Below are 23,024 nucleotides of genomic sequence, written 5' to 3'. Positions count from 1 at the left end.
ATTATTGTTTGATGATTTTGATAGAGGCCGTCATACCAACACGTAGTTGAAAATCTTTCGGTAAGTGATCTAATTTAACTTTAATTGGAATGCGTTGAGCTAAGCGTATCCACTGAAAGTTAGGGTTCACATTGGGCAAAAGATCGTTACCAGTACTACCATCTTGCTTCGCAATGCCGTAGCCAATGCTTTTGATTTTTCCTTCCAGCACAGCTTCATTGTGCATCATTAAGGTCACGTAGGCTTTATCTTGTGGATCAACGCCAACTAAATCCGTTTCTTTGAAATATCCTTCGATCCAAAAGCTGTCTTCATCAATCAAAGCCACGACTGGGGAGTTAGCGACGACTTGAGAGCCGACGCGTAAGTTCAAATTAGTTATATAACCATTCGTTGGCGCATAAACTTTTGTGTAATCAAGGTTTAGCTTGGCTTCTTCAACATTGGCTTTCGCGAGTTCTACGTTGGCAACGGCTGTCTCCACTGCATTGTCTAGGTTATTCAATGTCAGTACAGGTACGGCGCCAGGTGTGCGCTTTTCTAACTTAAGTGCTCGCTGCTCTTCATTTTTGGCCTTTGCTAGTAATGCAATGGCTTGCTTTTGAGCTGCTAGCGCTTTGTGGTACGCCGCTTTATAGATGCTTGGGTCAATCTCAAACAGCAAATCGCCTTGTTTCACTTGCGAATCGTCTTCAACGTAGACTTGGATGATTTGTCCTGTTACGCGGGGGGTTATAGAAACGATGTGCGCGCTAACTTGGCCATCTCTAGTCCAAGGGGTGTCAGAGTATGATTGGTAGTAGCTGAAAATCACGGTGCCAGCGGAACACAGTAGTAGCAGTGTGATGAGATAACGTTTTATCACGGAATTTGCCTCAAAATATCGTAATGAATCGACCAATAACGCCAGTAAAAATCACAATTAGGCTTAGCTCTGCGAGTGCAGGAAATGCAACGTATTTGTGGAGTCCCAGTTTTGTAGCAACGGTTCCGACCAAAATGGTGAGCATGTAAGCCAATGCAATAACCAGCAACAAGGGTGGGAAGTAAACTTCGCCCCACACAAGTTCATGTGGCATTGAGTTCATGGTGTTTTTCTCTATTAACTTGATGAATGGAAAGATAAGGCAAATGATGGCATCCGTGATAATCGCTTTTGGAGGATCTAATCCATCAAACGAAAGGTGTTATGCGCTATATAGAGGGAATGATGCAACCAAACCGCTTTTTGAAGCGCGAAAACAAAAATAAAATTATTTTGCGATTTATCTGGTGTTCATTGCAGAACGCTAAGTTATTAAATTTTCGACAATTATTGATCGATTTTTGCTTTTGAATATGCGAAGTGATGGTTTCATCCTTCAAATGGGATTACGAGTTGTGAGTTTTTGTTCCTAATATTCGCTTCGAAGCAAACGAGATGCTTTTTAAATTAAATAATCCAACAAATATGAGTGAAAGATTATTAGTTAGATTATTTGAGTTTTATATTTATTAGTAAGAGTAAAATTGTCATGGAAATTATTTCTAACCTTTTTGACATGGCACCATTTGTTGCTCTCTTTATTACGCTCTCTCTCGGTTATATGGTTGGTAAAATTACCATTGGTCGATTTGTTCTTGGCGGTGTTGCCGGAACATTATTAATGGGTGTAATTATTGGGCAATTTGGTGTTCATATTGATCCCGGCGTAAAAAGCATTTTCTTTGCGCTCTTTATTTACGCAGTAGGGTATCAAGGTGGTGCGCAGTTCTTCAAAGCATTGAACTTTAGAACCATCAACATTCTACTTTCTGCCGTGGTTATGACGGTTTCAGGTCTGCTTTGTGTGTTAGCGGCAGCTTGGATGTTTGATCTAGACAGAGGTACGGCAGCTGGTCTTGCAGCTGGTGGTTTGACTCAATCGGCAATCATCGGTACAGCGGGTGATGCGATCGCACGTCTTGGTGGTGTGACAGAAGAAGCGAAACACCTAATGCAGACCAACGTCGCAGTCGGCTATGCAGTTACGTACATCTTTGGTTCGCTTGGTCCAATTCTTATGGTGACATGGGTATTCCCAACACTGATGAAGTGGGATATCCGAGCAGAAGCGATTGCGCTAGAAGAGAAAAACTCAAATGGTAAGCGCGATCTTGCGCCGGGTGAATTCAACGCAGTAACCGCGCTGGTTACACGAGCATTTAAAGTGAGCAAAGATGGCGGGCTAGCAGGCAAAACCCTAGCTCAGTTAAACCAACACGCTCTAGCTGCTTGTATTGAATTGATTCAACGTGATGGCAAAGTGCTAGAAGTGGACAAATTCACAGCACTGAAAGAAGGGGATGTCATTGTTGTAACAGGTCGCCGTAATGCAGTACATCAGCTGCAAGATGGTTTGGCTGACAACGAGATTGCACTTCCAGAAGGCTATGAAGTTATTGAAGAAAACCGTCAACTGATCGCAGACAACCGCAAACTGATTGGTAAGTCGCTGCAAGAGATTAAAGAGGCTTCGAACCAAGGCTTTATGCGCGGTATTTATGTGACGGATTACATTCGTGAAGGCAGCTCTATCGAAATGACGCCGGATCTTGTGGTGAAGAAAAACGACGTCATCCAGCTTACAGGTACCGCAAAAGATATCAATCGCGTTGAGAAAAACATTGGTCAGCGAATGGGCTCAGCAAACGTGACTGACTTAGTCGTGCTTGGTATGGGCATGGTGGTGGGTCTATTAATTGGTCTAATCAGTTTTAAGATTGCTGGTATTCCCGTCACTATCGGTTCTGGTGCAGGTTGTTTGATCTCAGGTTTGATTGTCGGTTGGTTGCGTAGCCGCAATCCGCATGTTGCTCAGTTTCCTGTGGGTGCCGCGAACTTTATTCGAGATTTCGGTTTGGCAGCATTTGTGGGCATTGTTGGCCTTGAGGCTGGGCCTCAAGCGGTCGACACCATCAAAGAACACGGTATGTCTCTGTTGTTCCTTGGTATGGCTGTGACCATTATTCCTCAGTTTATTTCGTTCTTTTTCTCATACTTTGTATTGAAGATTAAGAACCCAGTTGAAGCACTTGGCTGTGTGACAGGTGGACGAAGTGCGAACCCAGCATTCGCGGCTTTAATGGAAAAAACAGGTAACGCAACGCCAGTATTCTCATTCACCGTGACTTATGCTGTCGCCAATGTACTGCTCACCCTATGGGGTCCTATTATTGTCGGCATTATTACTTTAAACGCAGGCATGTAATTTAAATAAATTCGAACACTCTTATCGCCTAATTAAATAGGCGGTAGGGGAAGTATTATCCAAATTTCACTAAATAATAAATTCAGGTAAATATTATGACTACGCCAAATACAACAATTGATTTTTCAAAATTTGCAGATTTAAGCCCATTTGAATTAAAAGATAAACTAATTGAAGTGGCACAAACTGTTCCTGACCGCGCGTTATTAGATGCAGGTCGTGGTAATCCTAATTTTCTTGCGACACTACCACGTAAAGCGTTCATTCGTTTGGGTGAGTTCGCAATATTGGAAGCCGAGCGCACTTATTCATACCTAGATGGTGGTTTCGGTGGCATTCCAGATGGTGTGGGCATTGTTGAGCGCTTCGATACGTTTGCAAGCAAGAATAAACAAGACCAAGGCGTACAGTTCTTGGAAAAGTCGCTGAGCTACGCAAAAGACCGTTTGGGTCTAGAGAAACAGGCATTTTTGAATGAGCTGGTTAACGCATACCTTGCATGTAACTACCCAGTGCCACCACGTATGTTGACGAACATCGAAAGGGTTGTGAAGCAGTACATCGCAGAAGAGATGTACGGCCCGATGCCAATGACAACAGACTTCGATCTGTTTGCAACGGAAGGCGGCACAGCGTCTATGACGTACACGTTCCAAACTATGTTCAACAACGGTCTGTTGAAGAAAGGTGACAAGATCGCGCTAATCACTCCAATCTTTACGCCGTACCTAGAAATTCCAGAACTGAGTGAATACGAACTGGAAATCGTTGAACTACGTTTGGATGAGACAACATGGCAGCTGCCGATGTCTGAAATCGAAAAGCTTGCAGATACAGACATCAAACTGCTTTGTGTCGTGAACCCAGCAAACCCAGCGTCTGTGAAGTTCTCGGATGAGACTCTGGATAACCTATCAAATTTTGTGAACAACGAACGCAGCGACCTGTTCATTGTGACTGACGATGTATACGGCACATTCGCGGACGACTTTGTCTCACTGTTCGCGAAACTGCCATACAACACGCTTTGTGTTTACTCGTTCTCGAAGTACTTCGGTGCAACAGGCTGGCGTTTAGGCTCGATTGCGATTCAACACAACAACGTGTTTGACGATGCAATGCGCAGCCTTCCTGAAGCGCGTCAACTTGAGTTGGACGATCGTTACAAAACACTGACTCCGGAACCTCGTGAGATTAAGTTTATTGACCGTATCGTAGCAGACAGCCGCAGCGTAGCGCTTAACCACACAGCAGGTTTGTCTCTTCCTCAACAAGTTCAAATGGCGTTGTTCTCATTGAATTGTCTGATGGACTCAGAGAAAAACTACAAAGAAGCATGTAAACGCATCATTCGCGAGCGTTACAAAACTCTGTACAAAAACATGGGTGTAGAAATTGAAGAAAACAAAGATCGTGTGGACTACTACACACTGCTTGAGCTCGACACTTTGGGCGGCAAATTGTACGGACCAGCCTTCGTTGAATGGTTCAAAGCGAGCGAGAAGGGCAAAGACTTCCTGTTCCGTCTTGCACATGAAACCGGCGTTATCCTACTTCCAGGCCAAGGCTTCGATGTAGTACACGCATCAGTTCGAGTTTCGTTAGCAAACCTTACTCATCACGAATACGAGCTTATCGGTCGTGCAACGCGCAAAGTGTTGGATGAGTACTTCGCTGAGTTCCAAGGCTAATTAATCCAGCCTGATTAAGAATAAGCCTCGGCGTTGTCGAGGCTATTCCGACCAAATAAGCACAGTGCGCGATATTGTGTTTATTTAGTCGCCAAGCTAACAAACTTCTCAATTAAGAGTGACTTATGAAAAGCATTATTTCTATTCAATCTCATGTGGTTTATGGCCACGCAGGAAACAGTTCTGCCGTCTTCCCGATGCAGAGAATGGGCCTCGAAGTCTGGCCAATTCACACGGTTCAGTTTTCAAATCACACTCAGTACCAGCAAGGTTGGACTGGACAGAAGTTTGGGGCAGATGAAATTCATTCTCTAATGAGAGGCTTAGATAACATTGAGAAGTTAGGCGAATGTGGCGCGATACTGTCCGGTTATCAAGGCAGCGCAGAGCAATGTCGAGCGGTGGCCGAAGCGGTAAGTTTAGTCAAATCGCGTAACCATAGTGCACTGTATGTGTGTGACCCAGTTATGGGTGATCCAGACAAAGGTTGCATTGTGGCAGACGGTGTCAAAGAAGCGATAAGCCATAGCTTGTTGCCCATCGCTGATGTGATTGTTCCTAACCAGTTTGAACTGAGCGAGTTAACAGGTGTGAAAATTAACTCTCTTTATGATGCGGTCACTGCATGTAAAAAAGCCTTAGAGTTAGGACCGAAAATGGTATTGGTGAAACACCTGCATGCACTAACAGATGACGCCTTCAGTATGATTTTAGCGACGCCGAAAGCAAGCTATTTGGCCCAACGACCTAGTGTTGAATTTGCTATGCAGCCAGTCGGAGTCGGTGATTTAATTTCTGCGATTTTTACCTCTTGTTTGGTGAAGAAGATGTCTCCTGTCGCAGCCTTTCGTCATACACATAACGCCGTTTACGGTGTATTGGAGATCACAAAAGGCTATGGCACATGGGAGCTACAGACGATCAATGCCCAATACGAATTTGTCGAACCGACGTATGAGTTCAACGTCGTGAAAATTGCTTAGCGCAGTACCTAATTAACGGAGAAGCGTAAAGTTAGCATATAGAAACTTGGCATAATTGCTTTGATGGATAGCATCCTACAATCGCGATTATGGGGTTTAGCCGTGCCTAGCTATAGTAACTCCAAACAACGAAACGGACTTCATTTTGACCCAATTAACTTCAAACTGAGTCTCTGGTCATACGCCAGAGAACATTAAATGAGACTGATTATGAATCGTTTAATTTCCTCTGGTGTGACGGTTGTACTTTCGCTGCTGATAGTAGCTTGTAGTTCACCCCATACGCTGGATGTTCGTGTTTCTCAAAGCAACTATAAAGATGTCGAGATCGCGAGTTCGACACCAAATGAGCCACTTCGAATGTGGGCCAATGAAGCTCCGGATTTTCTCTACTCGTCGCACAATCAAACCACACCGATCAAAGTAGAGGGTGAACAGCTCAATATTTTGGCCTTATCGGGTGGTGGCGTAAACGGCGCATACGGTGCCGGCGTTTTGATGGGGCTGCAGGAAAAGGGGGAGCTAAAAGATTATGCCATCATTACTGGAGTCAGTGCGGGTGCCCTAATCGCTCCTTTTGTTTTCATTGGCGGTGATGCGATGCCAAAGATGAAAGAAGTCATGCTCAACATCAATGATAAGAATATTTTGGGTAAGAAGAACTTCTTAAATACCCTGTTTAAGGACGCGTTTACCGATGGTGAGAATCTCTATGATTTCATCGCAGACGCTTACCCTGAGCCCATGATCGAGGCGATGGCGCAGCAACACCGCAATGGTAAACGCCTCTTTATTGGCAGTACCCATTTTGATTCAGGCGAACTGGTGATTTGGAATATTGGTGCGATTGCGAACAGTGATTTGGCGGACAAATCTGAACTGATTTACAAGGTGCTTGCTGCGAGCGCATCGATCCCTGGTGTTTTCCCTCCACAATTTATCGATGTTGAACATGATGGAGAAATACTTGAGGAGTTACACGTAGATGGCGGTCTCGCAGCGCAGGTGTTCTTTAATCCGTCTAACTTCAACTATCAACAAATCTCAGATGCTTTGGGGTTAGAAAAAGCGCCTCAGTTGGATGTGATTCGCAATGGTGCGTTAAAAGCGCCGTATCGTCCACTAAAAGACAAAGGTTTGGACTTGGTATCGAAAAGTGTCTCAAGCCTTACGCTAGCGCAAACTCGTGGTGATCTCTATCGAATGAAATACATCAGTAAAATCAACGATATAGAGATGCAGTTTACCTACATTGATCAAGATTTCAGGTACGCCAAAGTAACGAAAGATATGTTCGATCACCGCTACTTGCTGACGATTTACGAATATGGATTCAAAAAAGCCACCCAAGGGCAACTTTGGGTAACTGAACTCCCTTAATACAGGAAAACGATACAATGAAAAAAGCCGTTCTTACACTCATGATGCTTACCGCTTCCGCGACTGCATTCGCCCAAAGTGGAGCCCATCTTGACCAGCAAAAAGTGGATAGTGATATGCAGCAACTGTCTGCAATCAAAGAAGAAGGTGCAGCCTTTATTATGATTGACGAGAACTCGAGTTACGTGGCGGTCGAGTTCGTGGGAAAGTGGGAAGAGATCAACAACTATGTGTCACACAGAGAAGCGAAACAACGTAAATTGGAAAAAGTGAACAAGCAGTTCGTGTACTCTCAGGTCGGTGAAACGTTGGAGTCACTTGAGCAAAAAGTCGTTGACCACATTTACGCTGATCAACCTAAATATTTCAGTGTCGATGTCTACCGTGATTACTATGGTGACTCAGGAGAATTCAACTATTTAGCTCGTGTCGTTGAGTACAACTAAGTGAGAGAAAACCTACTGAAGCTAGTAGGTTTTTTTGTGTCGTCGAGAAGGAATTCAAACGCAGATTGTTTCCGTTACCAAGTAGCAATTCTACGATCTTGTGGTAATTTAATTAGATAACTCTAAAAAGTAAGCACAACCTATGAATTTTAGTTTTGAACAACTTCTCGCGTTCGTAACCGTTTATGAACAGCTTTCGTTTAGTAAGGCGGCGGTCAAACTCAATAAGCACCGAACCACAATAGGGCAGGTGATTACCAATCTTGAAGATCAACTGGCGGTCAACCTGTTTGAGCGAGTGGGGCGCTCGGTAGAACCGACAGAAGATGGTCATCTTCTTTACCACTATGCTAAGCAAACCATCGAACAAGCACGTACTTTCGATAAAGTCGCATTAAGTCTAGCTTACGGTGGGTTAGAGAATGTTAGTATCGCCTATTCAAGCGCTATACCACACCGTTTTCTTGTATTGCTTCGTATTCAATTAGCAGCAGATTTTCCGATGATGCGAGTTAACTTTCTTGTTCGTAATCGCAACGAAATTAAAGAGGGTTTACAGAATGGTGAGTATCAATTCGGTATTGTCAATGTGCATGATAGTCGAGCTATACATAGTCTGGATGCGACGTTTTTAGGTCATTTTGAATTTGTTCCTTTCGTCCAGAAAGGTGGTGAACTCGCTTCTGTGGCACCAGATCGAGTATTGACAGCCTTGAGGAATAGTAAACAATTTGTACTGCGTTCTCTTATTGAAGAGGGAATGGGCGAAAAAGTCATCGTAAGTTCGAACCATGAAGAGGTCGACCAATTGGCCCTTGTAGTGAAAATGGTTGAAGCAGGTTTAGGATGGGCGATTCTCCCCAGAACGTTTGCCCATTCGGAGTTTTCTAATAATCATATAGAGCCAGTGGAAGCTTCTGAATTATTGGAAGGTTTTAAGTTTGGTTTTGGCCTATGGTGCCAACCCTCTAAGCAAGTCGGTGATGTAAAAAATTCAATCATGAAGGTCGTTACAGAATACCGAGAGAAAATAATCCGCGATATGACTTAGCGGCGACATGTATCTTGCTCATCCCTATCAACAACAAGACTCAATGTGAGTCTTGTTTTTTTTGTGTCTGAAAAACGTTATCTTTCTAGCGAAGACTAATGTCTATTGGAAGGATATGACCCTCTATATGAGAGTATGGAATCCATACTTTTGGGCTTAATCTAATCTCGCTCAATGGGTAAGCCCAGAGCAAAAAGTGTTTTTACCATATGTCCGCTGCAAGGACGCAGATTTTCAGCCGGGTTTAGTTACCCGGCTTTTTTTATAGTAATAGAAAATGTCAGCTGTCACCCCAAGCTCTCTGTTACAACTGGCTTGTTACTTCGCTTAGCAATCCAGTACGCAACGCTACCCCAAAGCACAGTGAGTGACCAAAGTGCCGTCCAATGTAGAGCGACTTGTTGCCAGGTTGCCCCCATTTGGTTTAGCGCTAAGAAAGCTTTGATCGCCCAAGTGCTTGGGCTTAAATCAGCAATCCATAGTAAGGGAGTAGGTATGGCTTCAATCGGCCAAATAAAACCAGCCAAGAAAATGAGCGGCATAGAGCTCACTAAGACGACTAAGGTGACAAGTTCACGCCGAGGTAATAAGTAACCTAGCCAGAAGCCTAGTCCGCAACAACCTAAAAAGAACGGGAACAACATAGCCAGCAATTCGCCCGCATTGGCGATATGGTTTACGTTTAAGCGTTCGAAGCTAAAACCAAAATAATAGGCGCCGAGTAAATAATAAATTGCCACAAATACTAACGTTCTCGCAAGCAGCAGCGATCCCGTTGATACTTGTGACCAATAGCCACGACCATGACGCTGTGTTCCCGTTTGCAATCCAACCGCCATGATCAACGTTTGTTGTAAAATCAGAACAAATACTGCCGGCACTACGTATTCGATGTAACCCATGGTTGGGTTGAACGTCGGTTTCATATTAAGCTTAATAGCAGAGTAATTATGGCTAGCCATACTCATGGGCACACCATCTATCACCATTTTACTGACTTTCACTTGGGCCCCTAATGTGCCTCCCGCTTGGGCCAATCCTTCTACCACGGTTCCGTACACGAGAAAATACGAGGCGTCCGCAGCGTAGGCCAGAGTCGGGCTTTTACCTAGCATTAGGTCTTTGTAAAAGTGTTCTGGTATGACTAAAAAACCGGTGATCTCTCGTTGTAAAAATGCTTGCTTTGCATCGGCAATCGTATGAAGTCGAGTGACTACGTTGACTTGTGGGGTGGCATCAACCATACGTTCCAGCTTTAAACTCGTCTGACTACCATCTAGATTAACAATCGCGATTGTTTGTTCACGAGGCGTTTGTTGTGCATAAGGCAAAGGGTATAAAAACGAGTAAAATACGACACCACCAAACACGGTCAACGTAACGACTGGATTGGTTAGAACGGCCTTAAATTCCGCTTTAATCAGTTGCCACAATGTCATACCGCCTCCTTCGCTTGGCGTGTTGATGAAGCTGTTCGATGTTTACCCATCAAGGCTGCGGTAATGAGCAGAGGCATAACGTAACCAATCATAGGCCATAGCGAGCTTAAAGATTGCGCGGCCGATGCTCCATAGCTTGCTTGACTCACTTGTACTTCAATGTAATGGGTAATCGGCAATAATGAACGCCATGCATAAGCGAGCGTGTTCATGTCAGAAACTGGGAATGTAATTCCCATGAACGCGAAGCTTGGAGCCGTAAATGCGCCAGCAAAACTCATCGCACGTGCAGGATCCATCGACAAGAAGAAGAACAACGCTCCCATAATGATACAGGCGATAACCGTCGCCAATTGTGCTAATAGCATAACCACAAAACTGCCTTCCATTGGCCAATCAAGCACGGAATAAAACCAGTACAAGAACAACGCACCTTGCGCCATAAAGACCGGAATGTACCGACTTAATAAGGTAGTGAGCCTGGCGTATGGCTTTTCGCCCAAAAATGCAAAGCCATTCTTTCCACCATAAATGCGAAAGTGCGCGGCAAGAATCAAAATAGTGCTTACTACAATACATATTTGCCAAATGGCTGGCACGATAGCCGTTACCAAAAATTGTGCGTAGTTATTGTTACGGTTAAATAATGCGGTTATTTGTGTTGACACGGGTACAGCCTGTCCAGCCGCTGCTAACGTTGTGGTGTTACCCTTAGCCAAGTTGCCCATTACTTCAACCTGAGCGTCGAAATAGCCTTGTGCTTGCGCAACAGCAGAGTTGATCAGTTTCGCTACCAAAATGTACTGACTGTTGTAAAAGACAGAAAGTTGAGGTTGGCGGTGCTGGAGAATGTCTTGGTCGAACTTAGATGGGATGACCGCGTAAGCGTAGATATCGCCTTCAATCATCGCATTTTTTGCTTCGCTTGCACTGGTGTAGTGATAGTTAACAGCCAGACTCGACGACGCATCCAAAGATTGAATGAGCTTTCGAGAAAGTTGGGAATGTTGTAGATCAACCACACCGATTGGCAGATCCCGGGCAATGCCCGCAGAGAACACTCCCCAAATCATCATCGCGAGCAAAATCGGTATCCAAGTAAGGCACGAAAGCAACCACTTGTCTCGTCGTAAGATATGCCGCTGTGAAATCTTAATCGTCATAGCATTAACCTAGTGGTTGTGATTAAAGTTCAACGACAACACTCATTCCCATACGCAGTTCAGGTTCGGGTTGAGCTGGACGAGCTTCTACTTCAAAGGTACGAAGATCAAAACCTTGAGAAGCATCGGTTGCTCTCCACGTTGCAAAGTCACCCATAACGGCAACATGCGTTACTTTGAACTCAACATTTTTGTTTAAGGCAGGCAAATAGGCATCAAAGGTTGCTCCTTTTTTAAAGTGTTGAAGGTAATCTTCACGCACATTAAGTGTCGCCCAGGCATCTTCTGTATCTATCACAGTAACAACCGGGAAGCCCTGAGGTGCTAATTCACCACTTTGAAGTAGAACTTGAGAGACTTCGCCGTCGAACCAGCTGTAGATCTGAGTATCTTTCGCGTACGCTTCTACTTCGGCTACGGCACCTGATGCCATGCGCGCTTTTTCCGCCGCAGCCACTTTGGTTTCACTTCTAGCGCCTTCTTTTGCCATTTCGTACATTTGAAACGCGGCACTTTCTGTGTATTTCGCTGCTTGCCATTGAGTTAAAGCTTCATCGCGTTTTTGTTCTGCAACCACGCCATCGTTATAAAGGTTATTTACACGATTGTAGGTTTTTTCCATTAAATTCGCAGCGGCTTTGGCTTTCATCCACTGATCTTTTGCTGCTTGGATTTGTTGCTCACGTGCGCCTTTCTCAGCTTCTTGAGCTAAGGCGTCCGCCGCTTTTTCACCTGCTTTTGCTTGTTCTAACTTCGCTTCAATTTCAGGACTATGAAGGGTAAAAATAAGCTGACCTTTCTCTACATCGTCGCCTTTACGTACCATTACCTCATCAATACGCCCTGGGACTTTTGAGGAAATGCTGTATTGCTGGGCTTCAATTAATCCCTGTAAGCGGATCGGTTCCGGTTGATAGGCTTGGTAAAATTGATACCCAACCCAAGAGGCAACACCCAAAGCACAAAGTGAGAGTAAAACGGGTTTTAGTGATTTAGCTGCCATGATTTATTTCACCTCTTTGGATGTTGAAGCAGGGATATAAGCGGTATTTTGATATTGTTCGAAGCTGTTCATTTCACTGCTCAATGCGAGTAGCTTGGTTAAAGATATTAAATAGCGGAAACGCGCCGCTGAACGCTGAGTTTCTATACTCGCGACATAAAGTTGTGCATCCACAACATCCAGAGAAGACGACAGACCCTGAGTAAATGCTTTTTCACGCAAGCGCAGGTTTTCGTTAGCGAGTTCAATGCTAGATGCGAGCCCTTGTACTTCATCAATGGCTTGCTGAGCCTCCAAGTATGTCTTTTGGACTAACAGCGATAAGTCTTGTTTGGCTTGGGACTTTAATGAGTCGACCTGCGAGACGACGCTTTGAGCGGCTTTGACTTTTTCGCTTCGCCCTGATGATTCAATCAGTGGAATGCTGACACCAACACCAACTAACCAGTCAGGCTTCATTTGGCTTGCGAGAGAATCGTCTTCATACAAGCTGTAGTCGCCGTAAAGATAAACTTCAGGGTAGTATTTCCCTTTTTCTGCTTTGATTAAGCTAGAGGCTTGTTTGTGTTTAGCGCTCAGAAGTTCTAACCCCGGATAGGTAAGCAACGTTTGATCGACAAAAGCGCTAAGAGGGGGAAGACTGTCGTTGATAAACAAAGATTCAGCGGGCTCTACGGCGTCATCTTGTGCGAGTAATTTACCTAATGCAGCCTGAGCGATACTCAAATCGCTGGCAGCTTTACGTGTTTCTACGGATGCTTTATCTAAAGAAGCCTCGGCTTGCAGGCGCTCAACGTGCGCGATTTGTCCTTGCTCTTCAAGCTTAATGGCAAAATCTCGATGCTTTTTTAGCCCTGCTTCAACCGCTTGCCGCGTTGCGAGTACTTCCTTTGCCAGTACGACAGAAAAGTAGTACTTCGATAAATCTTCAAAACGCGCTTGTTGTTCCATTAGAAGCTGACTTTTCGCCTCATCCGTTTTGCCTTCTGCTGCTGATTGAGCCGCAGAAATTCGACCACCAGTAAAAATTGGCCAAATGGCACGAATAGACGAAGAGAAAATATCGCGCTCGGTTATGGTCGAAGTGGTATTAGCTAAGGCACCAAAAATAGGCTGAAAAGCAGGAGGTACGTTAATGTGTGCTCCTGTGCTGTCTAGGATCTGTTTTCCCGACAGCGTGATATCGGTATCTAAACGCGTGTAATTCGCGCCAATAGTCACCTGAGGTAAGTTGAGATTGCTGGTGGCACTCTCTTGGTATTGGTAGTTCTCGACGTTTGAGCGTTGAGCTTTAAGAGAATAGTTGTTTTCTAGCAATAGCTGCCATGCGGTATCAAAAGTGATCGGTGCCGCATGACAGGTAAGGGAAATCGAGCTGCTAAGTAAGCCCAATATCCAAAACTTTCCTGTTTTTTTCATAATGGCTGCTTTGTCGTAGAGTATTAGCTCTAATATAAAGGATTCGTAACTGCGTGTTAAGTAGGAGGGAAAATTGGGCAGTAGTATGCGCCCAGTTATATTTGTGCTGGGCGCGGGAGATGTTACAAATTTATTTCGTATATGGACAGTGAAACTCCGCTCTCCACTCGAGCTGACGAGAACCTCGCATCGTATTCAATAGATCTTTTCCGCTCATTTGAGGGAATGATAACAGGACTTTGAGATCAGAAGTACCGCCTCCGTTTTTTTCATAAGCCCTGACGTGTGTAAATGTTGAATACATATTCTCTGACAGCATCGCCTTATTCAGGCATATTCCAAAGGTATCGCGTTCCATGTTTGGTGTTCCTTCTAACTATAAATGCACCTCTGTTTATAGTTTTCCAGTTTTCAGATGGTGTCTAAGTGTTTGTCATATAGTCAGTATTTGTATTTTGTTTTATTTGTGTCCAAACCACTGACATCAATGTTGAGCTTTTAATAGACTTCCAGCTTCACTGCTTTCAAACCGAAACTCTCATTGGTTTCGTTGATTAAAAATTATACGTTGTAAAGTCTAAAAACGCCTCAAAAACCGCTAAAATCGATGTGATCACGATCATGATTTTAAGGGCAATTTATGTATGGAATTGAGTATCAGAGAGGAATGCTAAATTTGGTGAATGGTTGTAATTTTATGTTTCAGCTCGTCGATTAATTAACCGTAAACTCTGCGGTTTGCTTGTCTTCCTCACAGATTTATCACCGCGACAACGTCATGCTGTTAACTGAGTGTTAACGTTACACTCAAGAGTGAATCACAAGGATGTATCAATGAGTTGGAAAACCATCAGCTTTCGTAAGCGGATGCTCATTATCATGACGCTATCGGGGTTGATAGAGCTGTTATTGCTTGTCGCCGCAGGGTTCACTTATCTCAAAATCAATCAAGAGCAAGAAATGGGAGAAAAAGCACTGGGTGTTGCCCGTTTTTTAGCGGACTCAGCGGTTGTTCGTGAAATGATCGAAACCCAAAACCCCCAGCCATACCAACTTCGCTTTAGAGAATTAACCGAAGCCATAGGTGCTGCATTCATCGTTATTGGCGACCATAAGGGAGTACGCTTAATCCACCCTGTTGATGAGCGGTTGGGCAAGCCAATGAGAGGTGGCGACAATCGTCGAGCGCTAGAACAGGGGTTGTCTTATGTTTCGACGGCACAGGGCTCGTTAGGTTATTCAGTTCGTGGTAAAGCTGCGATTTTTGACGAGCAAGGGAACATTATTGGTGTGGTTTCAGTTGGCTATTTGCTCGACCGACTGCAAGACCGCATCGAACCATTTTTGGCCTTTTTGATTTTAATGGTCATCGTAGTTGTCGTCGCTAATGCCGTTGTATCCAATTATGCGTCGAGAAAGTTTCAGCGCGCCATTTTAGGCTTTGAGCCTGAAGAGATAGGGCGGTTGTACGGCGAATTAGAAGTGACGATGAGCACTATCAAAGAGGGCGTGTTAAGCATTGATGCCCAAGGGATACTTCGCTCGATAAATCGTAGTGCCTGCCAGATTCTCGGTATTGATAGAGAATCAGCGCTCAATAAACCTTTGACTGATACGCTGCGTGATAGCGATCTATATACAGTGTTAGAAAGCGGGCAGGAAGATCATGATATTGAAATATTCCTTAATCATAAGCGCCTGATTGCAAATCGCTCTCCAATTTATGTTGATGGAAAAATCGTGGGGGCGGTATCGAGTTTCCGTTTAAGGGATGAAATCAATGATCTAACCGAGCAGCTATCACAAACCAAGGAATATGCAGATTTGTTACGTTCGCAAACCCATGAGCATCGCAATAAGCTCAACACCATTAGTGGGCTAGTACAAATGGGTGAGCTTGATGCGGTGCAAAGGTTAATTGGACAAGAAACCGCACACTATCAAGCAATGATTGAGTTTTTAAGAGATACCGTTAAGGACCCGCTAATTGCAGGTATGTTGCTTGGAAAAACTGAACGTGCTCGCGAGTTAGGCTTACAACTGGTGGTTGAGGAAGGCAGTCGTCTGGAGCCCCTACCTGAGTGGCTAAATTCGGAAGACCTTGTCACAATTTTGGGTAATTTGATTGATAACGCTTTCGATGCCACGTTAACTTCCATTCGCGATGAATCAAATGTTGCGTCAGAACGCAGAAACATTGATGTGTCCGTTAGCGATTACGGAAATGAAGTGATACTTGAGGTGATAGATCATGGTTGTGGCCTCCCAAAAACAATGGATCCACAAACATTATTTACAAAAGGCGTTTCAACGAAATCTCGTCAAAATCGAGGTGTTGGGTTGCACCTTGTCAATCAGCTTGCTACTCGATATCACGGCCATGTTGAGATGATACCCAATAAAAATTATGGGACAAGAATAACGGTGTACTTACCCAAGGAAGAACAATTATGAGTATGGCGACTCGCGTAATGATCATTGAAGATGATCTGGCTATTGCTGAGCTGCACCACAAATACTTAAGCCAACTGACAGGTTTGGAAGTGGTCGGAATTGCGACCACGAGAATGGAAGCGGAAATGCAACTCGACATTCTTAAGCCAGATTTACTATTGATGGATGTCTATCTTCCCGATGGCACAGGGCTTGAGATACTAAATACACTGCGTGCAAGTAACCAAACGTGTGATGTCATTTTGATTACAGCCGCAAGGGATGTCGATACGTTACAACAGGCGATGAGGGGTGGCGTTGTCGATTACCTGTTAAAACCAGTGATGTTTCCACGTTTAGATGCCGCACTGAAAAAGTATGTGTCCCAACGCCAACAACTAGACATCGTAGAGAGTTTGGATCAGAACCTCGTTGATAAAATGCTGCAGTCTCACGCCAATCAAGACAACTTGCCGAACCGATTACCAAAAGGGATTGATGGTGTAACCCTAGACAAGATCAGAGAGTTGTTCCCAAATGGCAGTGCGCTGACCGCTGATGAGGCAGGTGAAAAAATCGGAGTGAGCCGAACAACCGCTAGACGTTATCTTGAGTTTCTTATCAGTACTGGAGAACTAGAGGCTGATTTAAACTATGGGTCGGTAGGTAGGCCAGAAAGGTGCTATAAAAAAGTGACGCGGTAGCGTTTATATTGATGCTCTATGCAAAATAAAAAGCGATGGCTTATTGTAGAAACCATCGCTTTACAAATTACTGCTGTTCCGTTCTAAGAGGTTAGAAGTTGTATTCTAACTTCGCTTCGATAGAGCGCTCAGCGCCAAACCAACAGTTATTTTTGTCGTAACAAGAATAGTATTCTTTATCGAATAGATTGCTTGCAGAAAGCGTGACGCTAGCCCCTTTCATTGATTCAGATACCGTTGAGAAATCGTAACTTGCTGCTAAATCAAACAAGGTGTAGTCCGGTACTTTTTGACTATTCTGTGCATCAATTTGTGCTTCTCCGACATAGCGAACGCCAGCACTGGTACGAAGGCCTGAAAGATTTCCTTCAAAGAAGTAATTGGCCCATAGAGAGGCCGTTTGCTCAGGTACCCAAACCGGCGTTTTACCTTCTTGGTTGTAATAACTGTCCTCGGTAATCTCCATATCGGTATATGTATAGCCTAGAGTGAAATCAGCTTGTGCTGTGGCTTGCCATTTCGCCTCAAGTTCAATACCTTGTGATACCACTTCGCCCGCTTGATAGTTCGGTGCATATGGATTATTCGGATCGGTCAAGATCGCGTTTTTCTTCGTAATATGGAAGAGTGCTAAGTTACCTGAGATATCACCAGATAATGGGGCGTATTTAAAGCCTAACTCCCATTGATGACCGGTTGATGGCTCAAATGCTTTACCAGAAGAGTCGGCACCCGCAATTGGCTCAAAACTTTCCGAGTAAGTAAGATATGGCGAGAGACCAAAGTCTAGCTCATACAAACCACCGACTCGGAAAGATACGTTGGTATCGTCTAACTCTTCCTTGCTGTTGGATACTGCTCCTAGATAATCGCTAACGGCGTCTGTATTTGAATCGTATTTATCCCAACGAAGACCTGCAATCATTACAAGTTGGTCGTAACGAACTTGATCTTGGAAATAAACGCCAATCTGCTTCGTTTTGATATCTAAGTTTTGTTTGTATTGGAAATTCAGTGCATTACGATCAATGCTGTTGTGGTCAGGATTAAAAATGTCCTGAGTTAGCGAATACCCAAGCGTGTCTTTGTATTTTACATCTGAATCTAGATACTGATAATCAAGCCCGAACAATAAGTTATGTTCAAAATTTCCTGTTTTAACGTAGCCAGATAGTTGGTTGTCAATCACAAAGGATTTGGACTTTTCATCGGTTAAATAGGCATTTCGACCAACGGTACGGTTATCCGCTTCAAGTGCACCGTTATATGTGTTTTCCTGATAGGCATCGGCGGTCATGTAGCGGGCATTCTGTAGAAATTGCCAATTGTTGTTAAAGTCGTGTTGGACTTTGTAACCCATCATCAGAACTTCGCGTTCGTAAGTGTTCCAGTCCTCATCCCCCAAATAAGTGCTTGGTGACATCGAGCCAAGTGGGTTTTTAATCACTGAGCCAGATGCAGGCACAGTCGTGTAGATACCTGCTGATGGATCATTTTGATAGTAAACATTCACGTTCACTAATGTACTTTCTGTCGCTTGCCAATTGAAAGATGGGGCGAGTACATAACGTTCGTCTTCAGACGTATCGGCTTGACCATCTCGCTGTTTAGCTAGGCCTACAATACGGTAATCCACATTAGAATCACCAATTTGTCCTGTGGTGTCGAACGTCAGTTCTTTTAGTCTGTTAGTCCCAGTACTAATCGAGACAGAGTGCGAGGGTGTTGACTGAGGCGCCTTGGCGATAATGTTGACCATACCTCCTGGTGGAATATTGCCGTAAAGAACAGACGTTGGCCCTTTAAAAACCTCGATTTGCTCAAGAGCAACGGAATCGACCTGCGGTTGAAGGTTCCAACCGTTGTACAGCAAAGGAAGACCATCATAAAAGTTGGTGTAGTTAATAAAACCACGAATATTGAATAGGTCAAGTCGGGAAACGGCACCGCCACGCAATTCTGTATTTACGCCAGGCGCGTAACGCAATGCTTCGCTCACCGAGTTTACGCCGCGCAGGTCCATGTCATCTTTAGTGATTACCGTGATCGCTTGCGGTGTTTCCTCCGGTTCTAAAACGGTTTTAGTTGCGGTGTTTCGGTATGTTTCTCCTAGCACCGTAATCGTTTCGTGTTGGGATACGCTCTCAGTCGCATTGGCGTGGCCAGCGAGCAATGCGGATACGACGATAGCAACCGCTGAACGATGAAATCGAATCGGACTTTCCATATTTATAAATTCCACTACTTTTTCTATTTATTGATAATGATTGTTATTTGTATTCTATATTCGAAGAAATAGGAAAAGTTAACAATTTGGTGCAAAACACTAATCTTTGGAAATTATTTTTCTGTTCTTAGGTTTTAAAGATAGCGCGTCGCTTGGCTCGACAGGAATCCAATACTGCATTTGTGCTTGTTCGCTATCAACATCATAACCTTCTGGATAAAGCTCTAACTCATAACCATCGATAGCATGATAATTAGAGTAGGGTAGCCAATGTAAAATAAACCATTCCAGCGTTGAGGCGAGCTCTGATGCTTTGCCTATGTGTGTAATGACGGCGTAGGTTTGCTCAGGAACAGCCAAGAGGTCTAACCCCGAGTTGGAAGAGTTCGTTGATCTTGGTGCGTTTGCTGTTGGACCACACTCATAACCTGCCCAATACTCAAGTTGTTGGTTGTTTGAATACGCTTGAGTCACATCAATCACGCCAAAGTAACTACTTTCCGAATTGTTAAGGTTTTCAGATGAATAAAGACGTGACCAAAGTGACGGTACTTTGGATTGGAAATCGGGCGTAGCGGAAAACAATCCGTGAATAGGTTCATGATAACCAGCAAGTTCAAAAGCCGGTTTTGTTTCTATTCGAACTTCAATAAAGCGCTGATGTTTTTTCTCTTCTTCTGGTGTCTTACGCAGCGTCAAAGGTTGCCTCAACCCGGAGAGTTGTTGCGTTTTTCGATATTCGCGGGGGCTTTTTGAAAACATATTCCTGAACGCTCGGCTAAATGCGTGTTCAGATGTAAATCCCATTTCTATCGCTATATCTAACGAGCGGTCAGAAGTATGGATTAAGCGCTCAGCCGCAAGGCTAAGTTTAAGCTCTCTGATGTAGTGAGCGACGGATACGCCAGTGTGTTGTTGAAATACGCGTTGCAGTTGCCAGCGCGACCAACAACTTGCTTTCGATATTTCATCTACGCTCAGAGTACTGTCTAAGTTGGTGTGAATGTAGTCAAGCACCGATTGTATTCGGTTTATGGGATGTGGGTTAATGGCGCTTGATTTCATGGCGTTCTACTTTCATATTAATAGTGATTTCATTATCTTTAATTGAGTATCATTATCAATAGGATGATGAAATAAAAAGTAAGTAACACAGATCACGATAAAACTGTAATGGCTTGCAAGGATGAGTAATTATTGCCCACATTAGAGTTTTTGCTTAAATTTTGGAGTGTTCAGATGAAACTTTTTTTATCAATAAAATACAATCGCTTATGACGTTTTGTGCAACTTATTTAAACGTTTGCACTGGCAAGTGTTGATGTAAATCAAATAGTCGTAGACAATATTGCCCCGTGTCGGACTCTCCTCCAGCGAGTACAGTGTGTACTTTTGAGACATAAGTGACTTAAATGACCTCAATACGTCGTGTTTCCAAGAATCGGAAATGCAACTTCTTAAGGTTCTTTGGGCCCATAGACTTTACCTATCAACGTAATAGGTAAGACCAATTTTCTATTTTGAGGTGCCATTGATAGGGTTGGCTCATTCTCTAGCCGTATCCGGGCACACAATAAGTACCTCGTTTTTAAGGGAAAGATGATGGTAATACCAGAAAACAGCAGCATCGTTATTTTTGGTGCTTCAGGTGACCTTACGTACCGTAAGCTCATTCCTGCTTTATACCACCTCTACGCGAACAAGCAGCTTCCAGAGAATTTTGCCATTCTGGGTGTAAGTCGCACTGAATACAGTGATGAGTCTTACCGCGCGAAGCTGAAAAAATCGCTTCAGGAAATGGAAAAGACTGAGCCAGAAACGCTTGATGCATTTATTAACCATCTGCACTACCAAGCAATTAATACTTCTGACACACAAGATTACGGTAAGCTATCTTCTCGCTTAGACCAACTTGCGGACGAATATCAATTCGAGCAACGCAATACGCTTTTTTACTTAGCAACCCCACCAAGTTTATACAGTGTGATCCCTGCAAGTCTTGCAGCACATGGTCTTAACAGTGAAGAGGATGGCTGGAAACGCCTGATCATTGAGAAACCATTCGGCTATGATCTTGAATCGGCGCGTATTCTGGACAAAGAAATTCACGAGCACTTCCAAGAGCATCAAATCTACCGAATTGACCATTACTTAGGTAAAGAAACGGTACAAAACCTACTTGTGCTTCGTTTCTCTAATGCGATGTTTGAGCCGCTTTGGAACCGTAACTTCATTGATTACGTTGAAATCACAGGCGCAGAATTCCTTGGCGTAGAGGAGCGTGGTGGTTACTACGACAACTCTGGCGCTGTGCGCGACATGTTCCAAAACCACTTGCTACAAGTATTAGCAATGGTAGGTATGGAACCACCAGCGCAAATCAATGCAGACTCGATGCGTGATGAAGTGGTAAAAGTGCTTCAATGCTTAAAGCCATTAGACGAAAACGCTCTGCGCAATGACCTAGTATTAGGCCAATACACGGCGTCTGAAGTTCGTGGGCAAAGCCTACGCGGCTACCGTGAAGAGCCGGGAGTTGCAGACGATTCTCGTACAGAGACTTACATCGGTTTGAAAGCGTACATCAACAACTGGCGTTGGAATGGCGTGCCATTTTACGTGCGTACTGGTAAGCGTCTTCCAACACGCGTTACTGAGGTGGTTATCCACTTTAAACAAACACCGCATCCTGTGTTTGGTCAAAACGCACCAGAAAACAAGCTGATCATTCGTATTCAACCAGACGAAGGCATTCAAATGAGCTTTGGCTTGAAAGAGCCAGGCGCAGGCTTTGAAGCGAAGGAAGTGAAAATGAACTTCCATTACGCTGACCTGCAAGAAACGCAAATGCTAACGGCATACGAGCGTCTTCTACTTGATGCTTTGAATGGTGATGCTACGCTATTTGCACGTAGTGATGCGGTGGAAGCGTGCTGGCAATACGTACAGCCAATCTTAGATTTTAAGCAAGATCCACAATCCCTCTTCGGGTACGCATGCGGCACTTGGGGACCTAAAGAGTCAGATGACTTGTTACAGCGTGATGGTCGCGCTTGGCGTTTCCCATGTAAAAACTTAACAGATACGGATTACTGTGAACTATGATCAACCATAAGATCTACCAAACAGCAGAACAGGTAGTTGAAAGCCTAGCTAACGATATGAAAGCGTTTAGCGAAATGGGCAGACCTGTTCACATCTCTCTTTCTGGCGGCAGCACTCCTAAAATGCTGTTTAAACTACTGGCTTCAGAGGCTTACGCAACCTCCATTCAATGGGAAAACCTCCACTTTTGGTGGGGTGACGAACGTTGTGTTGCCCCTGACGATGCAGAAAGCAACTACGGTGAAGCGAACACATTGTTGTTTAGCCAAGTAAATATTCCTGCAGAAAACATTCACCGCATCCGTGGCGAAGATGAGCCTAAAGCAGAAGCCGAGCGCTTTGCAAAAGAGATGGCAGAGGTGATCCCGAGTGAAAACGGCACACCTGTGTTTGACTGGATCTTATTAGGCGTTGGTGCAGATGGTCATACAGCTTCTCTGTTCCCTGGCCAAACGAATTATGATGATGCGAACCTATCTCTTGTGGCGTCGCATCCTGAATCGGGCCAACTTCGTGTGTCGAAAACCGCACGCGTATTAGAAGCAGCGAAACGCATTAGTTACTTAGTGCTTGGTGCAGGAAAAGCGGACATTGTTGAAGAAATTAACAGTTCACCAGCACACGCACTGCCATACCCAGCGGCTAAGATTCAAGCGAAATCGGGCCTAACGGAATGGTATTTAGACTTAGACGCGGCAGCAAAAATTGCTTAAGACGCTGCTCGTCGATGAAATAAAATTGGAGAGAAAC

At 44.2% G+C, this 23,024-nt stretch carries 19 protein-coding genes; 10 read left to right on the top strand and 9 right to left on the bottom strand.

The features are described 5' to 3' along the window. Position 1: 1 nt before the first annotated feature. Positions 2-865 carry an HlyD family secretion protein gene (locus N646_RS03810; protein ID WP_017821367.1) on the bottom strand — a complete coding sequence of 288 codons (864 nt, stop codon included), beginning with the start codon at positions 863-865 and terminating at the stop codon, positions 2-4. A 10-nt stretch (positions 866-875) separates the two neighbouring features. Continuing rightward, positions 876-1,088 (bottom strand): DUF1656 domain-containing protein, encoded by a 213-nt coding sequence (locus N646_RS03805; protein WP_005377106.1) that lies wholly within the window; start codon positions 1,086-1,088, stop codon positions 876-878. 426 nt (positions 1,089-1,514) lie between these two features. On the opposite strand from N646_RS03805, the gene aspT reads away from it, so the two are divergent. The 6 genes from aspT (at position 1,515) to N646_RS03775 (ending at position 8,781) form a co-directional block, all read left to right on the top strand. Beyond that, complete coding sequence (gene aspT, locus N646_RS03800; RefSeq protein WP_017821365.1) at positions 1,515-3,230, top strand: aspartate-alanine antiporter; 1,716 nt, start codon at positions 1,515-1,517, stop codon at positions 3,228-3,230. Between the two features lie 95 nt (positions 3,231-3,325). Beyond that, a complete protein-coding gene (locus N646_RS03795; protein WP_017821364.1) occupies positions 3,326-4,921 on the top strand; it encodes a bifunctional aspartate transaminase/aspartate 4-decarboxylase in 1,596 nt (531 codons plus the stop codon). 125 nt (positions 4,922-5,046) lie between these two features. Then, entirely contained in the window at positions 5,047-5,904 is an 858-nt protein-coding gene (pdxY, locus tag N646_RS03790; RefSeq protein ID WP_017821363.1) for a pyridoxal kinase PdxY, read from the top strand. Between the two features lie 210 nt (positions 5,905-6,114). Further along, the gene (locus N646_RS03785; protein WP_017821362.1) at positions 6,115-7,284 is read left to right on the top strand and encodes a patatin-like phospholipase family protein; all 1,170 of its coding nucleotides are present in this window, start codon (positions 6,115-6,117) and stop codon (positions 7,282-7,284) included. 17 nt (positions 7,285-7,301) lie between these two features. Continuing rightward, on the top strand, positions 7,302-7,730 hold the full coding sequence (locus N646_RS03780) for a hypothetical protein (protein WP_017821361.1): 429 nt from the start codon (positions 7,302-7,304) through the stop codon (positions 7,728-7,730). 142 nt (positions 7,731-7,872) lie between these two features. Beyond that, positions 7,873-8,781 carry a LysR family transcriptional regulator gene (locus N646_RS03775; protein ID WP_017821360.1) on the top strand — a complete coding sequence of 303 codons (909 nt, stop codon included), beginning with the start codon at positions 7,873-7,875 and terminating at the stop codon, positions 8,779-8,781. A 287-nt stretch (positions 8,782-9,068) separates the two neighbouring features. On the opposite strand, the gene N646_RS03770 is transcribed toward N646_RS03775, so the two are convergent. The 5 genes from N646_RS03770 to N646_RS03750 form a co-directional block, all read right to left on the bottom strand. Beyond that, a complete protein-coding gene (locus N646_RS03770) occupies positions 9,069-10,220 on the bottom strand; it encodes an ABC transporter permease (RefSeq protein WP_017821359.1) in 1,152 nt (383 codons plus the stop codon). Next, positions 10,217-11,383, bottom strand: a complete 1,167-nt coding sequence (locus N646_RS03765) for an ABC transporter permease (RefSeq protein ID WP_017821358.1) — start codon at positions 11,381-11,383, stop codon at positions 10,217-10,219. Before N646_RS03765 ends, N646_RS03770 begins: the two co-directional genes overlap by 4 nt. 22 nt (positions 11,384-11,405) lie before the next feature. Beyond that, positions 11,406-12,386, bottom strand: a complete 981-nt coding sequence (locus N646_RS03760) for an HlyD family secretion protein (protein WP_005377122.1) — start codon at positions 12,384-12,386, stop codon at positions 11,406-11,408. Positions 12,387-12,389: 3 nt separating this feature from the next. Further along, a complete protein-coding gene (locus N646_RS03755) occupies positions 12,390-13,805 on the bottom strand; it encodes a TolC family protein (protein ID WP_017821357.1) in 1,416 nt (471 codons plus the stop codon). Positions 13,806-13,935: 130 nt separating this feature from the next. Continuing rightward, a complete protein-coding gene (locus tag N646_RS03750; RefSeq protein ID WP_005377125.1) occupies positions 13,936-14,163 on the bottom strand; it encodes a hypothetical protein in 228 nt (75 codons plus the stop codon). Between the two features lie 476 nt (positions 14,164-14,639). Between N646_RS03750 and N646_RS03745 the strand changes: the two genes are divergently transcribed. Together N646_RS03745 and N646_RS03740 are read left to right on the top strand one after the other, a co-directional pair. Continuing rightward, on the top strand, positions 14,640-16,259 hold the full coding sequence (locus tag N646_RS03745) for an ATP-binding protein (protein ID WP_017821356.1): 1,620 nt from the start codon (positions 14,640-14,642) through the stop codon (positions 16,257-16,259). Beyond that, positions 16,256-16,942, top strand: coding sequence for a response regulator (locus tag N646_RS03740; protein WP_017821355.1), 687 nt, complete (start codon positions 16,256-16,258; stop codon positions 16,940-16,942). Before N646_RS03745 ends, N646_RS03740 begins: the two co-directional genes overlap by 4 nt. 91 nt (positions 16,943-17,033) lie before the next feature. Here the strand turns inward: N646_RS03740 and N646_RS03735 are convergent, their stop codons facing one another. Together N646_RS03735 and N646_RS03730 are read right to left on the bottom strand one after the other, a co-directional pair. Then, positions 17,034-19,169 (bottom strand): TonB-dependent siderophore receptor, encoded by a 2,136-nt coding sequence (locus N646_RS03735; protein WP_017821354.1) that lies wholly within the window; start codon positions 19,167-19,169, stop codon positions 17,034-17,036. Between the two features lie 99 nt (positions 19,170-19,268). After that, a complete protein-coding gene (locus tag N646_RS03730; RefSeq protein ID WP_017821353.1) occupies positions 19,269-20,234 on the bottom strand; it encodes a helix-turn-helix domain-containing protein in 966 nt (321 codons plus the stop codon). Positions 20,235-20,771: 537 nt separating this feature from the next. On the opposite strand from N646_RS03730, the gene zwf reads away from it, so the two are divergent. Both zwf and pgl read left to right on the top strand, forming a co-directional pair. Then, positions 20,772-22,274: a glucose-6-phosphate dehydrogenase gene (gene zwf, locus N646_RS03725; protein ID WP_017634563.1), complete on the top strand. Its 1,503-nt coding sequence runs from the start codon at positions 20,772-20,774 to the stop codon at positions 22,272-22,274. After that, positions 22,271-22,987: a 6-phosphogluconolactonase gene (pgl, locus tag N646_RS03720; protein ID WP_017634562.1), complete on the top strand. Its 717-nt coding sequence runs from the start codon at positions 22,271-22,273 to the stop codon at positions 22,985-22,987. Before zwf ends, pgl begins: the two co-directional genes overlap by 4 nt. Positions 22,988-23,024 lie beyond the last annotated feature (37 nt).

It is taken from the genome of Vibrio alginolyticus NBRC 15630 = ATCC 17749 (genome assembly GCF_000354175.2).
GTDB classification, from domain to species: Bacteria; Pseudomonadota; Gammaproteobacteria; order Enterobacterales; family Vibrionaceae; genus Vibrio; species Vibrio alginolyticus.
Note: the sequence above shows the minus strand (reverse complement) of the source record. Positions and strands in the feature narration are given on the sequence as shown.